Origin of the sequence: Streptomyces sp. ATexAB-D23 (genome assembly GCF_000373645.1) — a bacterium.
Taxonomy (GTDB): domain Bacteria; phylum Actinomycetota; class Actinomycetes; order Streptomycetales; family Streptomycetaceae; genus Streptomyces; species Streptomyces castrisilvae.
Genome location: NZ_KB892079.1, coordinates 25,226 through 38,569 on the forward strand (window position 1 = coordinate 25,226; position 13,344 = coordinate 38,569).

The window sequence follows — 13,344 nt, forward strand, 5'->3', positions numbered from 1 at the left end:
GCCCGTGTCCCCGCCGCACCTGGATCTCCATGCCGACACCCCACGAGCCCGCCCGCACCGCTCGCCGCCCCCTGGGCCGCGGGCCGGGGGCAGGGCCCGAGCCCGCTCCGGTGCCTGCGCCCGAGCCCGTGGACGAGACGCCCGCGCGGGCCCCGGCTCGGGCACCCGCACCGCAGGAGGTCCGTGCGGCGCCCGAGGACGGCCGTTTCACCGTGCGGCTCGCGAACTTCGAGGGGCCCTTCGACCTGCTGCTCCAGCTGATCTCCAAGCACAAGCTGGATGTGACCGAGGTCGCGCTGTCGAAGGTCACCGACGAGTTCATGGCCCACATCCGGGCGATGGGCCCGGACTGGGACCTGGACCGGACGACCGAGTTCCTGGTGGTCGCCGCGACCCTGCTCGACCTGAAGGCCGCCCGGCTGCTCCCGGCGGCCGAGGTGGAGGACGAGGCGGACCTCGCGCTCCTGGAGGCCAGGGACCTGCTCTTCGCCCGGCTCCTCCAGTACCGCGCGTACAAGCGGGTCGCCGACATCTTCACCGGCCGCCTCGAAGCGGAGGGCCGCCGCTTCCCCCGTACCGTCGGGCTCGAACCGCACCACGCCGAGCTGCTGCCGGACGTCGTCATCAGCATCGGCCCGGAGGGCTTCGCCAGGCTGGCCGTGAAGGCGATGCAGCCCAGGCCCCGGCCGCAGGTCTACGTCGACCACATCCACGCCCCGCTGGTCAGCGTGCGCGAGCAGGCGGGGATCGTGGTGGCGCGGGTCCGCGAGGCGGGGGAGATCAGCTTCCGGGCGCTCACCGAGGACGCGCCGGACACCCTGACCGTCGTCGCCCGCTTCCTCGCCCTGCTGGAGCTGTACCGGGAGAAGGCCGTCGCCCTGGACCAGGACGTGGCGCTCGGCGAGCTGCTGGTGCGCTGGGCCGGGGGAGCCGGGGCCGAGCCCACCGTGACGGACGAGTTCGACCAGGAGGCCCCGGACGCCTCCGATACCCCGCAGGATGTGACGCCATGAGCGAGCAGGACCCCAACGGCTCCGCCGTCGCCGGTCTCGACCTCAAGCCCGCGCTGGAGGCCGTCCTCATGGTCGTGGACGAGCCCGCGACCGAGGTACACCTCGCCAAGGTCCTGGAGCGGCCCGTGCGGGCCGTCGCCGCCGCGCTGCGGGAGCTGGCCGACGAGTACACCGCGCAGCGCCGGGGCTTCGACCTCCGGCTGGTCGCGGGCGGCTGGCGCTTCTACACCCGGCCCGCCTACGCGGCGGCCGTCGAGGGCTTCGTCCTGGACGGCCAGCACGCCCGGCTGACCCAGGCCGCGCTGGAGACCCTCGCGGTCGTCGCGTACCGGCAGCCGGTGAGCAGGTCGCGGGTCTCCGCGGTGCGCGGGGTGAACTGTGACGGGGTCATGCGGACCCTGTTGCAGAGGGGCCTCGTGGAGGAGGCGGGCACGGAACCCGAAACAGGTGCGATCCTGTACAGGACGACGAACTACTTTCTGGAGCGGATGGGCCTGCGTGGCCTGGATGAGCTCCCGGAGCTCGCGCCCTTCCTCCCCGAGGCGGAGGCGATCGAGGCCGAGACGCCAGAGGGTGTGCCGTCGTTCGATCCGGACGCACCGGACACCCCGGATACTCACGCAGACGACAAGACGGACTTTTGATGCGAAGCAGCGGCAGGAACAGCGGTAGCGGCGGCAGCGGCGGGGGCCGGAGCGGCGGCAGGAACAACAGCGGCACCGGGAGGAACAGCAACCCGAACCCGCGGGCTCCCCGCTCCGAGCGCGACGACCAGCGGCAGGAGCGGCCCCGCCGGCCCCGCCCCGAGGAGCGCCGCTACGACGTGGGCTCCGAGAAGCCCGGCGGCGAGGGCGGTGCCCGCAAGGGGCGCGGCGCGGCGGCCCGGGGCGGCGCCAAGGGCGGCCCGAAGAGCGCGCAGGGCGGTTCGAAGGGCGGCGCCCGGCGGGGCCCGTACGGCGCCCCGGCGCGCCCGCGCGAGCTGGACGCCAAGATCGAGCAGCGCAACCGCGACCGGTACGCGAACAAGCCCGAGATCAGGACCCCGAAGACGCACCCGGGCGCCGAGCAGGAGGGCGAGCGGCTCCAGAAGGTCCTCGCCCGCGCCGGCATGGGCTCGCGGCGTGCCTGCGAGGAGCTGATCGACCAGAGCAGGGTCGAGGTGAACGGCGAGATCGTCGTCGAGCAGGGCATGCGCGTCGACGTGCACAAGGACGAGATCAAGGTCGACGGGCTGACCGTCGCCACCCAGTCCTACCTGTTCTTCGCGCTGAACAAGCCGGCCGGTGTCGTCGCCTCGATGGAGGACCCGGACGGCCGCCAGTGCCTCGGCGACTACGTCACCAACCGCGAGACGCGGCTGTTCCACGTGGGCCGTCTCGACACCGAGACCGAGGGCATCATCATGCTCACCAACCACGGTGAGCTGGCCCACCGCCTCACCCACCCCAGGTACGGCGTGAAGAAGACGTATCTGGCGGCCGTCCAGGGCCCGCTCCCGCGCGACCTGGGCAAGCGGCTCAAGGACGGCATCCAGCTGGAGGACGGCTACGCCCGCGCGGACCACTTCCGCGTGGTGGAGAACACCGGCAAGAACTACCTGGTCGAGGTGACCCTGCACGAGGGCCGCAAGCACATCGTCCGCCGGATGCTGGCCGAGGCGGGCTTCCCCGTCGACCGGCTGGTGCGGACGGGCTTCGGGCCGATCGCGCTGGGCGACCAGAAGTCGGGCTGGCTGCGCCGGCTGACCAACACCGAGGTGGGCATGCTGATGCGCGAGGTCGGCCTGTAGCCGTACCCGCCCAGCGTTCGAGAGGCCCGCGGCCGGTCCCGATCCCGGATTCTTCCGGAAGGGAACCGGCCGCGGGCCTTTCGTACGGCCGGGCGAGCCTTTATAGTCACAGTGACTATTAAGGAGGCGGGCGTGAGTCTCGCGGACATACTCGATCCCCTTCAGCAACCCCTGGTGACGGTCCTGGACACCCCGGTCAGCTGGACCGAGGTGCTGGGCTTCGGCAGCGGGGCGCTGTGCGTCTGGCTCGTGGCCCGCCAGCACCTCGCCAACTGGCCGATCGGCATCGCCAACAACCTCTTCTTCATCCTGCTGTTCACCCAGTCCGGGCTGTACGCCGACGCCGGACTCCAGATCGTCTTCATCGCCCTCGCCGCGTTCGGCTGGTGGACCTGGACCCACGGGGGTGGACCAGGGACGGACACCTTGCCGGTGCGGCGCACGACCCGCACCGAGTGGACCTGGCTGCTCGCGGCGGGGGCGGTGGGGACCGTCGCGCTGACCGTCCTGCTCGACCGGGCCACCGACTCGACGGTCCCGGTCTGGGACGGCCTGACCACCGCGCTCTCCCTGGCGGCGACCTACGGGCAGTGCCGCAAGCTGGTCGAGTCGTGGTGGCTGTGGATCGCCGCCGACATCGTGTACATCCCGCTGTACGCGTACAAGGAGCTCTACCTGACCTCGCTGCTGTACGCCGGCTTCCTGACGCTGTGCCTGATCGGCCTGCGCAACTGGCGGCGCGACCTCGCCGCCCCCACCCCGCGACCCGCGAAGGCCCTGGCATGAAACGCTTCCCGCACGGACTCGTGCTCGGCAAGTTCTACCCGCCGCACGCCGGCCACCACCACCTCGTCCGCACCGCGCGGGCCCGCTGCGAGCGGCTGACCGTGCTGGTCTGCGCCGCGTCGGTGGAGTCCGTACCGCTCGCCGACCGGGTCGACTGGATGCGCCGCGCGCACCCGGACGTGACGGTGGTGGGCGCCGTGGACGACACCCGCATGGATCTCCACGACCCCGCGATCTGGGACGCCCACATGGCGGTCTTCACCGGGGCGGTGCCCGAGCGGGTGGACGCCGTCTTCACCTCGGAGTCGTACGGGGACGAACTGGCCCGCCGCTTCGGCGCCGAGTCCGTCTGCGTCGACCCCGCCCGCACCGCCTACCCGGTCTCCGGCACCGCCGTCCGCGCGGACCCGGCCGGCTGCTGGGACTTCCTCGAAGCACCGGTCAGGGCGGCGCTCGCCCGCCGCGTCGTCGTCCTGGGCGCCGAGTCCACCGGCACGACCACGCTGGCCCGCGAGCTGGCCGCCCACTACCGGCGGCGCGGCGGGGTGTGGGCGCGCACGGGGTACGTGGCCGAGTACGGGCGTGAGTTCAGCGAGCGGAAGCTGGCCGAACTGCGGGCCCGGTGGCCCCGGGCCCAGTGGGAGGACGTCACCTTCACCACCCACGACTTCCCGCTGATCGCCGAGGTCCAGAACGCCCGGGAGGAGGAGGCGGCCGGCACCGGGTCCCCGGTGCTCGTCTGCGACACCGACTCCTTCGCCACGACCGTCTGGCACGAGCGGTACGTCGGTGGCCGCAACCCCCTCGTCGAGCGGATCGCGGACCGGGCCCGCCACCACCTGTGGCTGCTCACCGACCACGAGGGCGTCGCCTTCGAGGACGACGGGCTGCGCGACGGGGAGGAGCTGCGGCCCTGGATGACCGACCGGTTCCGGGCCGAACTCACCCGCACCGGTAGGCCGTTCATCGAACTGACCGGCAGCCGCGAGGAGCGCCTGGCCCGCGCGGTCGAGGCCGTCGACGCCCTGCTCGCCGAGGGCTGGGACTTCGCCGCGCCCCTCCCGGAGCACCGATGAGCGCCGCCGCCCCCGAGGGATACGACCCGCACGCCTTCGAACCGTTCGCCGTCACCGTCGACCTGGCCGTCTTCACGGTCCGCGACTCCCGGCTGCACGTCCTGCTCGTCGAACGCGGCGAGGCCCCGTACAAGGGCCACTGGGCGCTGCCCGGCGGCTTCGTCCTGCCCCGCGAGTCCGCGGGCGTCGCGGCCCGCCGGGAACTGGCCGAGGAGACCGGGCTGAGCGGCGACACCGTCTCCGGCCTCCACCTGGAACAGCTGCGCACCTACAGCGACCCCGACCGCGACCCCCGGATGCGCGTCGTCTCCGTCGCCTACACGGCCCTCGTCCCCGACCTGCCGGAACCGCGCGGCGGCGGGGACGCGGCGGGCGCCCGGTGGTGGGACACGGGGCTGACCGGCCCCCTCGCCTTCGACCACGACCGCATCCTCACCGACGCCCGCGACCGCATCGGCGCCAAACTCGAATACACCTGCCTGGCCACCGCCTTCTGCCCGGCGCACTTCACCCTGGGCGAGCTCCAGCAGGTCTACGAAACGGTCTGGGGCGTCCCGCTGGACCGCCCCAACTTCCGCCGCAAGGTCCTCGCCACCCCCGGCTTCGTCCAGCCCGCCGAGGGCGCGCCGCGCCGGACCGGCGGACGCGGCAAACCGGCCGCCCTCTACCGGGCGGGCGACGCCACCACCCTGCACCCCCCGCTGCTGCGACCCGAAGGACGGACCACATGACCACGACCCGCACGCGGAGGGCGGCCACCGGATCGCTGACCGGGCTCGCGCTCGGCGACGCGCTCGGTTTCCCGACCGAGTTCAACGACGTGCCGTCGATCCTCGCCAAGTGCGGGCCCTGGCGCGAAATGGAACTGCCGCGGCCCGCCTTCGTCACCGACGACACGCAGATGACCCTCGCGCTGGGCCGGGGCGTCCGCACCGCCATGGACAGCGGACTGCTCACCCCCGAGCGGCTGGTGGACCCGGTGCGCGCCGAGTTCGTCGCCTGGTACCACTCGCCCGACAACAACCGCGCCCCCGGCCGCACCTGCCTGGAGGCGTGTGAGCTGCTCGACGGCGACCGTGTCTGGCAGGAGGCCAGCCGGACCGGCTCCAAGGGCTGCGGCGCCAACATGCGCGTCGCACCCATCGGCCTCGTCCCCGGCCTCAGCGACGAACAGCGCGCCGGAGCGGCCCAGCTCCAGTCCGCGCTCACCCACGGCCATCCGACGGCCCTGGCCGCCTCCGACCTGACGGCCCACGCGGTGTACCTGCTCGCCCACGGCGCCGAACCGCTCGGACTGATCGGCCAGCTGCGCTCCTACGCCTACGAGAACCGCGACCGCTACCTCACCCGGTGGCTCGGCGACCTGTGGCGCCACACGCACGACGCCTCGCCCGAAGCGTTCATCAGCCGGGGCTGGGACGAGTGCCTGGCCGCGCTGGAGACCGTCCGGGACGCCCTGCGCGACCCGTCACCGGAGACCGACCCGTGCGAGCGGACCGGGGACGGCTGGATCGCCGAGGAGGCCCTCGCCACGGCCCTGCACTGCTTCCTGCTCTTCCCCGGCGACCCCGTCACCGCCCTGCGCCGGGCCGCCTGCACCCGGGGCGACTCGGACTCGATCGCCTGCCTGGCCGGCGCGCTGGCCGGCGCGCACCTGGGGGACGAGGTCTGGCCGGACGCGTGGGCGGAACGGATCGAGTACCGCAGCGACCTGCTGTCGCTCGGGGCGCTCTGGGACGCGTGAGCCGGCGGCGCGCCCCGCTCTCAGCCGGCTGAGGTTCCCCCGTCCGCCGCCAGTGCCGACGCCCGGCGGGTGCGGATCAGGAAGTCCTCGACGCGCGCCCGGTCCGGTTCGGGTGGCAGGGGGGAGGAGGTGGCCGCCTCGTCGTTCTCGGCGGCCAGGAGGGTCATGCGGCGCTCCACCTCGGGCCAGGGCACCTCGCCCCGCTTGACCGCGAGCAGGTCCTCGCGGGCCGGGCCCACGTCGATCGTCAGTTCGCCGGTGCGCAGCAGTTCGCGGCTGCTGGTCAGCAGGCGCAGCAGGTGCATGGCGTGCTTCCAGCGCGGGGCGCCGTACTGGCGGACGTCGGCCTCCAGCTTGCGGCGCTGGCCCAGCGCGTACCGTACGAACGTTCCGTGCGCGTGGCGGGAGAGGAACGCCCCGCGCAGGGCGAGCAGCTCGCGGCCGGTCGCGTCGATCCGCTCCACCAGGGGTGAGTGCAGGCACTCCAGCACATTGGGGTTGGCCCGCAGTGCCAGCTCGCAGAAGCGTTCCAGCTCCCAGGAGAACTGCTCGTCGGCCGGGCCGTCGACATGCGTGGGCGGCTTGTCGAAGCGCCAGAACAGCGGGGTCGGCGCCAGGTACACACCACGCAGGTCGGTGTCGCTGCCCTCCGTCGCGAGGCCGAAGGCGCGCGATCCCATCACGCAGGAGTACACGGTGTGGCCGCGCACCAGGTCCTCACCGGTGGGAGTGATCATGCGGGGGAGGGTACGCGAGGGCCCGCTCCTGGCGCGTCTCATAAAAAGGGCGGCCGGGCGGGGGACCCCGCCGCCCCTCTACGCTGAAGCACAAGCACACGAAGCGGTGGGACGAGCAAGGAGCACGACGTGGCGGTACGAGCGGTCCGCGGGGCTGTCCAGCTGGACCGGGACGAGGCCGGACACATGGACGAGCAGGTCAGCGCCCTGCTCACCGCCGTCCTGGAACGGAACGAACTCGTCGCGGACGACCTGATCAGTATCTGGTTCACGGCCACCCCCGACCTGCACAGCGACTTCCCGGCCGCCGCCGCACGCGGCATAGGGATCGTCGACGTCCCGCTGATCTGCGCCCAGGAGCTGGACATCGAGGGCGCCATGCCCCGGGTGGTCCGCATCCTCGCCCACGTCGAGACGTACCTGGCCAAGGCCGAGATCAGCCACGTCTACCTCGGCGCCACCGCCGCCCTGCGCAAGGACATCGCCCAGTGAGAACCGCCGTCGTCATCGGAACCGGCCTCGTCGGCACCTCAGCGGCCCTCGCCCTCGCGAGCCGCGGCGTCAGGGTCCACCTCGTCGACCACGACCCCGAGTCGGCCAGGACCGCCGCCGCGCTCGGCGCCGGTACGGACGAGCCGGCCGAGGGCCCCGTCGACCTGGCGATCGTCGCCGTACCGCCCGCCCACACCGCCGCCGTGCTCGCCACCGCGATGCGCGACGGCGTCGCCCGGGGCTACCTCGACGTCGCCAGCGTCAAGGGCGGTCCGCGCCGCGAGCTGGAGGCGATGGGGGCCGACCTCACCCCGTACATCGGCTCCCACCCCATGGCCGGCAAGGAGCGCTCCGGGCCGCTCGCCGCCACCGCCGACCTCTTCGAGGGGCGCCCCTGGGTCCTCACCCCGACCCCGGGCTCCGACACCGAGGTCCTCAACCTCGCGCTCGAACTGATCGCGCTCTGCCGCGCCGTCCCGGTCGTCATGGACGCCGACGCCCACGACCGGGCCGTCGCCCTCGTCTCCCACACCCCGCAGCTGATCTCGTCCATGGTCGCCGCCCGGCTGGAGGACGCCGACGAGACCGCCGTACGCCTGTGCGGCCAGGGCATCAGGGACGTCACCCGCATCGCGGCCTCCGACCCCCGGATGTGGGTCGAGATCCTGTCCGCCAACCCCGGACCCGTCGCCGACGTCCTCGCCGGGGTCGCCGCCGACCTGGACGAGACCGTCGCCGCGCTGCGCGGGCTCCAGTCCGCCGACGAGGACAAGCGGCGCGCGGGCACCGAGGGCATCCAGGACGTCCTGCGCCGGGGCAACGCCGGCCGGGTCCGGGTGCCCGGCAAGCACGGCGCCGGCCCCGCCGCGTACGAGGTCGTGGCCGTCCTCATCAGCGACCGCCCCGGCGAACTGGCCACGATCTTCGCCGACGCGGGCCGGTCCGGGATCAACATCGAGGACGTGCGCATCGAGCACGCCACCGGCCAGCAGGCGGGCCTCGTCCAGCTCATGGTCGAACCGAGCTCCGCCCCCGCCCTGGCCGCCGCCCTCCGGGAACGGGGCTGGTCGATCCGGCAGTGACCCCGGGGAGCCGGGCCCCGGGGCGCACGCTTGTCCACAGGGGTGGTCGGACCCGTCCCGGCACTCGGTAACCTTGTGCGGGGCGGGTTCACGCGTCCCCGTCCAGCCCGCCCGAGCACCAGGAAGGTGTCCACCACCGTGGAAACCGTAAGCGCCGCCGTCCGGACCGCCCCGGCCGCAGTGATCGTCGCCATCGACGGCCCCTCCGGTACCGGCAAGTCCAGCACCTCCAAGGCCGTCGCCGCCCAGCTCGGCCTGAGCTACCTGGACACCGGCGCCCAGTACCGCGCCATCACCTGGTGGATGCTGAACAACGGCATCGACGTGCGGGACGCCGCGCAGGTGGCGACCGCCGCCGCCAAGCCGGTCATCGTCTCCGGTACCGACCCCTCGGCCCCGACGATCACCGTCGACGGCGAGGACGCCTCCGGCCCGATCCGCACCCAGGAGGTCACCTCCGAGGTCAGCGCCGTCAGCGCCGTCCCCGAGGTGCGCACCCGGATCACCGAGCTCCAGCGCACCATCGCCGCCGGAGCGGAGAAGGGCATCGTGGTCGAGGGCCGCGACATCGGCACCACCGTGCTGCCCGACGCCGACATCAAGATCTTCCTCACCGCGTCGCCCGAGGCCCGTGCCGCCCGCCGCAGCGGCGAGGTCAAGGGCTCCGATCTCGCCGCCACCAAGGAGGCGCTGATCAAGCGGGACGCCGCCGACTCCGGCCGCAAGACCTCGCCGCTCGCCAAGGCGGACGACGCGGTCGAGGTGGACACCACCGAGCTGACGCTCCAGCAGGTCATCGAGTGCGTCGTCACCCTCGTCGGGGAGAAGCGGGCCGCGAAGTGACCGACGCCACGGACGCGCCGTCCGCACGCGGAGCGGCGGTCGGGCGCGGCATCGGAATCGGGCTGATGTACGGGCTCTTCAGGCCCCGTGTCCTCGGCGCCTGGCGGGTCCCCGCCTCCGGACCCGTCATACTCGCGGTGAACCACTCGCACAACATCGACGGGCCGATGCTGATGGGCACCGCGCCCCGGCCCGTCCACTTCCTGATCAAGAAAGAGGCGTTCGTCGGCCCCCTGGACCCGTTCCTGCGCGGAATCGGCCAGCTGAAGGTGGACCGTACGACCGCCGACCGCACCGCCATCACCCACGCGCTCGGCGTGCTGGAGGACGGCGGGGCGCTCGGGATATTCCCCGAGGGCACCCGCGGCGAGGGAGACTTCGCCTCGCTGCGCGCCGGGCTCGCGTACTTCGCGGTACGCAGCGGGGCGCCGATCGTGCCCGTGGCCGTCCTGGGAAGCACCGAGCGCCGCGGACGGTTGATATCAGCACTGCCACCGCTGCGCAGCCGCGTCGACGTCGTCTTCGGAGCACCCTTCGAAGCCGGTGACCGGAGCGGGCGGCGTACGCGCAAGGCGCTGGACGAGGCCACGCTGCGCATCCAGGCCCGGCTGACCGGCCACCTGGAGCATGCCGGGCGCCTCACCGGGCGCACCGGGTAAGACTTGAGTAGTGGACCGCGCGCTGCGTGGTCCATCGATGATGATGCAAAGAGGAACGGACTTCATGAACGACCAGATTCACTCCGGCGGCTCGGACCACGAGCACGGAGAGCTTGGCGATGCCGAGTACGCGGAGTTCATGGAGCTCGCCGCGCAGGAGGGGTTCGACCTCGAAGACGTCGAGGGCGCGATCGGTGAGGCCGGTCACGGACCACTGCCCGTCCTCGCCGTGGTCGGCCGCCCCAACGTCGGCAAGTCGACCCTCGTGAACCGGATCATCGGCCGCCGTGAGGCCGTTGTCCAGGACAAGCCGGGCGTCACCCGCGACCGCGTCAGCTACGAGGCCGAGTGGGCGGGCCGCCGCTTCAAGGTCGTCGACACCGGCGGCTGGGAGCAGGACGTCCTCGGCCTGGACGCCTCCGTCGCCGCCCAGGCGGAGTACGCGATCGAGACGGCCGACGCGGTCGTCTTCGTGGTGGACTCCACCGTCGGCGCCACCGACACCGACGAGGCCGTCGTCAAGCTGCTGCGCCGGGCCGGCAAGCCCGTCGTGCTGTGCGCCAACAAGGTCGACGGGCAGAGCGGCGAGGCCGACGCCACCGCGCTGTGGTCGCTCGGTCTCGGCCAGCCGCACCCGGTCTCCTCGCTGCACGGCCGCGGCACCGGCGACATGCTGGACGCCGTCCTGGAGGCCCTCCCCGAGGCCCCGCCGCAGGCCTTCGGCTCCGCCCTCGGCGGCCCCCGGCGCATCGCGCTCATCGGCCGCCCGAACGTCGGCAAGTCCTCCCTGCTGAACAAGGTGGCGAACGAGGACCGCGTCGTCGTCAACGCGCTGGCGGGCACCACCCGTGACCCGGTGGACGAGCTGATCGAGCTCGGCGGCGTGACCTGGAAGTTCATCGACACGGCCGGTATCCGGCGCCGCGTCCACCTCCAGGAGGGCGCCGACTACTACGCCTCGCTGCGCACCGCCGCCGCCCTGGAGAAGGCGGAGGTCGCGGTGATCCTGATCGACGCCAGCGAGTCGATCAGCGTCCAGGACCAGCGCATCGTCACCATGGCCGTGGAGGCCGGCCGCGCCGTCGTGCTCGCCTTCAACAAGTGGGACACGCTGGACGAGGAGCGCCGCTACTACCTGGAGCGCGAGATCGAGACGGAGCTCGCGCAGGTCGAGTGGGCCCCCCGGGTCAACGTCTCGGCGCTCACCGGCCGACACATGGAGAAGCTGGTACCGGCGATCGAGACCGCGCTCGACGGCTGGGAGACCCGCGTCCCGACCGGCCGGCTGAACGCCTTCCTCGGTGAGATCGTCGCCGCCCACCCGCACCCGGTCCGCGGCGGCAAGCAGCCCCGCATCCTCTTCGGCACCCAGGCGGGCACCAAGCCGCCGCGGTTCGTCCTCTTCGCCTCCGGCTTCCTGGAGCACGGCTACCGGCGCTTCGTGGAGCGCCGCCTGCGCGAGGAGTTCGGCTTCGAGGGCACCCCGATCCACATCTCGGTGCGGGTCCGCGAGAAGCGCGGCCGCAAGAAGTAGGCCCTCGGGTCTGTTCGCGCGCGCATGCGACGCAGCCCCGGACCCGCTCGGTCACCGAGCGGGTCCGGGGCTGCGTCGTGCGGGGAGTCCGTCGTGCGGGGATTCAGGCGTCCCGCGAGCCCGGGGGCAGCGCCGCGGGCCGGCCGCGCCCCGCGTGCCGTCCCACCCGCTGCCAGGAGCCGAGACTCCCGGTGCGCGTGCCCCCGCCGCCGTGGTCTCCCGCGGCGGACCCGGTGCCGGCCGTGACCGCGCCGCCGGGCGCGGAGTGGCCCGAGTGCCCGCGCAGCGGGGCGCGCGAGCCGAAGAGGCCGGTGCCGAAGGCCTGGAGCCCCAGACTCTCCTCGCCGGTCCGGTCGCCCGGCAGCGCCCGGAACGAGCGGCGGTACTCGGAGTACAGCGCGTCGTAGATCGGGGTCTGGGACGGGCCGCCCGATGGGTCCTGCGAGGGACGCATGGCAGGGATCGGGCTCGGACGCTGGTGGGAGGGGTCGTATGAGTGCACGTAGGTGCCAACGACCCCGTCGGCCGTCGGATGCGGGCCCGCCGGAGAAACACCCGTGGGGGAAACAGCTGTTCGCCGTCGGCGCGGGGGTTGCGCGGGCACGGTCAGGTCCCGGCCAGCGGCATGGCCGCGGCGACCAGCAGCCCGCCGGCCGACGCCTTCTCCAGCGCGTCGCGCAGCAGGTCCTCGCGGGGCTGCTGGCCGATCGAGCCCGCCGGAGCGGCGTAGACCAGCACGGTCTGCGACTTGTTGGCGGCGGTCCGCCAGCCCTCGGTGACCTGGAGGGGGGCATGCGCCTGCCACCACGCCACCGGGGAACCGCCCCCCGTGCCCGGCTGGAGCACGGCGTGCAGCTGGCCCATGGCGAGCAGGATCGACCAGCCGTGCAGCACCTCGGGCACCTGGCCCATGCGGTGGACCGGGTGGAAGCCCTGTTCCAGGAGCAGCTGGAGGAACTGGTCGCCGTCCCTTCCGTCCGTGCCGGGCCGGGCGATGGCCCCGGTCGGCTCGACCACCAGGGCGGGGTGCAGCTCGTCGTCGATCAGGACGAGGCCGCTGGTGATCCCGAGGACGGCCTGATCGGGGCTGACCCGGTCCAGCTCCGTCTGCTCGCCGCCGGTGATGCTGCGGACGGCCCCCTGGAGCTGCTCCTCGGCGACCTGGACGACCTGCGAGGGGATGCAGCTGGCGTGCGCGAAGGCGAGGACCGCGGTCTCGTCGCCGACGAACAGCACCGTGCTGGTGCGCTCCTGCTCGGAGTCGCCGGGGGTGCGGCAGGAGGTGCAGTCGTAACTGCCGGGGGCGTTGTCGCCGACGAGCAGCCGGTCGGCTTCGGCATCGCCGATCTCGGCGCGTACGTCCTCGCTGACGTCGAGCATGCGCGGCACGGGTGGCTCCTCGAACTCGGTGCGTGCGCCGGGCGGTTCCCGGCTCATGAGATGACAACGGGCGAGCCGCTGCCGGGGTCACGCGGGAAGACGGACGGAATCGGACCGGGCCGTGCGGGGCGGGCGGGGATCAGCCGACAAAGCGGGAAAAAGCTGTCCTGGCAAGGGTGTTCGGCGGGGCGGGGGCCGGGGGAGAGGCC

At 73.2% G+C, this 13,344-nt stretch carries 15 protein-coding genes; 12 read left to right on the forward strand and 3 right to left on the reverse strand.

Features of this window, described 5'->3' with window-relative positions; translation table 11 throughout:
* The first annotated feature begins 29 nt into the window (after nucleotides 1-29).
* The 7 genes from B082_RS0132855 (at nucleotide 30) to B082_RS0132885 (ending at nucleotide 6,408) form a co-directional block, all read left to right on the forward strand.
* On the forward strand, nucleotides 30-1,013 hold the full coding sequence (locus B082_RS0132855; protein WP_026250432.1) for a segregation and condensation protein A: 984 nt from the start codon (nucleotides 30-32) through the stop codon (nucleotides 1,011-1,013).
* The gene (scpB, locus tag B082_RS0132860) at nucleotides 1,010-1,657 is read left to right on the forward strand and encodes an SMC-Scp complex subunit ScpB (protein ID WP_018556021.1); all 648 of its coding nucleotides are present in this window, start codon (nucleotides 1,010-1,012) and stop codon (nucleotides 1,655-1,657) included. The genes B082_RS0132855 and scpB overlap by 4 nt, the downstream gene beginning before the upstream one ends.
* Nucleotides 1,657-2,802 (forward strand): pseudouridine synthase, encoded by a 1,146-nt coding sequence (locus B082_RS0132865; RefSeq protein ID WP_018556022.1) that lies wholly within the window; start codon nucleotides 1,657-1,659, stop codon nucleotides 2,800-2,802. The genes scpB and B082_RS0132865 overlap by 1 nt, the downstream gene beginning before the upstream one ends.
* Nucleotides 2,803-2,934: 132 nt before the next feature.
* Entirely contained in the window at nucleotides 2,935-3,588 is a 654-nt protein-coding gene (pnuC, locus tag B082_RS0132870) for a nicotinamide riboside transporter PnuC (RefSeq protein ID WP_018556023.1), read from the forward strand.
* The gene (locus B082_RS0132875; RefSeq protein ID WP_018556024.1) at nucleotides 3,585-4,664 is read left to right on the forward strand and encodes an AAA family ATPase; all 1,080 of its coding nucleotides are present in this window, start codon (nucleotides 3,585-3,587) and stop codon (nucleotides 4,662-4,664) included. The genes pnuC and B082_RS0132875 overlap by 4 nt, the downstream gene beginning before the upstream one ends.
* Nucleotides 4,661-5,395 (forward strand): NUDIX hydrolase, encoded by a 735-nt coding sequence (locus B082_RS0132880; protein ID WP_018556025.1) that lies wholly within the window; start codon nucleotides 4,661-4,663, stop codon nucleotides 5,393-5,395. Before B082_RS0132875 ends, B082_RS0132880 begins: the two co-directional genes overlap by 4 nt.
* Nucleotides 5,392-6,408, forward strand: coding sequence for an ADP-ribosylglycohydrolase family protein (locus B082_RS0132885; RefSeq protein ID WP_018556026.1), 1,017 nt, complete (start codon nucleotides 5,392-5,394; stop codon nucleotides 6,406-6,408). The genes B082_RS0132880 and B082_RS0132885 overlap by 4 nt, the downstream gene beginning before the upstream one ends.
* Nucleotides 6,409-6,428: 20 nt before the next feature.
* Here the strand turns inward: B082_RS0132885 and B082_RS0132890 are convergent, their stop codons facing one another.
* On the reverse strand, nucleotides 6,429-7,145 hold the full coding sequence (locus B082_RS0132890) for a DNA polymerase beta superfamily protein (protein WP_018556027.1): 717 nt from the start codon (nucleotides 7,143-7,145) through the stop codon (nucleotides 6,429-6,431).
* 129 nt (nucleotides 7,146-7,274) lie between these two features.
* Between B082_RS0132890 and aroH the strand changes: the two genes are divergently transcribed.
* From aroH to der, 5 genes are all read left to right on the forward strand, one after another.
* The gene (gene aroH / locus B082_RS0132895; protein WP_018556028.1) at nucleotides 7,275-7,637 is read left to right on the forward strand and encodes a chorismate mutase; all 363 of its coding nucleotides are present in this window, start codon (nucleotides 7,275-7,277) and stop codon (nucleotides 7,635-7,637) included.
* Nucleotides 7,634-8,719 (forward strand): prephenate dehydrogenase, encoded by a 1,086-nt coding sequence (locus tag B082_RS0132900; RefSeq protein ID WP_018556029.1) that lies wholly within the window; start codon nucleotides 7,634-7,636, stop codon nucleotides 8,717-8,719. The genes aroH and B082_RS0132900 overlap by 4 nt, the downstream gene beginning before the upstream one ends.
* A 126-nt stretch (nucleotides 8,720-8,845) precedes the next feature.
* Nucleotides 8,846-9,562, forward strand: a complete 717-nt coding sequence (gene cmk, locus B082_RS0132905) for a (d)CMP kinase (protein WP_018556030.1) — start codon at nucleotides 8,846-8,848, stop codon at nucleotides 9,560-9,562.
* Nucleotides 9,559-10,221: a lysophospholipid acyltransferase family protein gene (locus tag B082_RS0132910; RefSeq protein WP_018556031.1), complete on the forward strand. Its 663-nt coding sequence runs from the start codon at nucleotides 9,559-9,561 to the stop codon at nucleotides 10,219-10,221. Before cmk ends, B082_RS0132910 begins: the two co-directional genes overlap by 4 nt.
* A gap of 64 nt (nucleotides 10,222-10,285) precedes the next feature.
* The gene (gene der, locus B082_RS0132915; RefSeq protein ID WP_018556032.1) at nucleotides 10,286-11,755 is read left to right on the forward strand and encodes a ribosome biogenesis GTPase Der; all 1,470 of its coding nucleotides are present in this window, start codon (nucleotides 10,286-10,288) and stop codon (nucleotides 11,753-11,755) included.
* A 103-nt stretch (nucleotides 11,756-11,858) separates the two neighbouring features.
* Here der and B082_RS0132920 read toward each other — a convergent pair whose 3' ends face one another.
* Both B082_RS0132920 and B082_RS0132925 read right to left on the reverse strand, forming a co-directional pair.
* Nucleotides 11,859-12,209: a hypothetical protein gene (locus B082_RS0132920; RefSeq protein ID WP_018556033.1), complete on the reverse strand. Its 351-nt coding sequence runs from the start codon at nucleotides 12,207-12,209 to the stop codon at nucleotides 11,859-11,861.
* A 152-nt stretch (nucleotides 12,210-12,361) separates the two neighbouring features.
* Complete coding sequence (locus tag B082_RS0132925) at nucleotides 12,362-13,144, reverse strand: hypothetical protein (protein WP_026250433.1); 783 nt, start codon at nucleotides 13,142-13,144, stop codon at nucleotides 12,362-12,364.
* Between the last annotated feature and the right edge of the window lie 200 nt (nucleotides 13,145-13,344).

What these genes read in the sequence shown, in the direction of transcription:
- B082_RS0132855 (WP_026250432.1), top strand. Translation starts at nt 30, where the DNA reads ATGCCGACACCCCACGAGCCCGCCCGCACCGCTCGCCGCCCCCTGGGC.
- scpB (WP_018556021.1), top strand. Translation starts at nt 1,010, where the DNA reads ATGAGCGAGCAGGACCCCAACGGCTCCGCCGTCGCCGGTCTCGACCTC.
- B082_RS0132865 (WP_018556022.1), top strand. Translation starts at nt 1,657, where the DNA reads ATGCGAAGCAGCGGCAGGAACAGCGGTAGCGGCGGCAGCGGCGGGGGC.
- B082_RS0132875 (WP_018556024.1), top strand. Translation starts at nt 3,585, where the DNA reads ATGAAACGCTTCCCGCACGGACTCGTGCTCGGCAAGTTCTACCCGCCG.
- B082_RS0132880 (WP_018556025.1), top strand. Translation starts at nt 4,661, where the DNA reads ATGAGCGCCGCCGCCCCCGAGGGATACGACCCGCACGCCTTCGAACCG.
- B082_RS0132885 (WP_018556026.1), top strand. Translation starts at nt 5,392, where the DNA reads ATGACCACGACCCGCACGCGGAGGGCGGCCACCGGATCGCTGACCGGG.
- B082_RS0132890 (WP_018556027.1), bottom strand. Translation starts at nt 7,145, where the DNA reads ATGATCACTCCCACCGGTGAGGACCTGGTGCGCGGCCACACCGTGTAC.
- der (WP_018556032.1), top strand. Translation starts at nt 10,286, where the DNA reads ATGAACGACCAGATTCACTCCGGCGGCTCGGACCACGAGCACGGAGAG.
- B082_RS0132920 (WP_018556033.1), bottom strand. Translation starts at nt 12,209, where the DNA reads ATGCGTCCCTCGCAGGACCCATCGGGCGGCCCGTCCCAGACCCCGATC.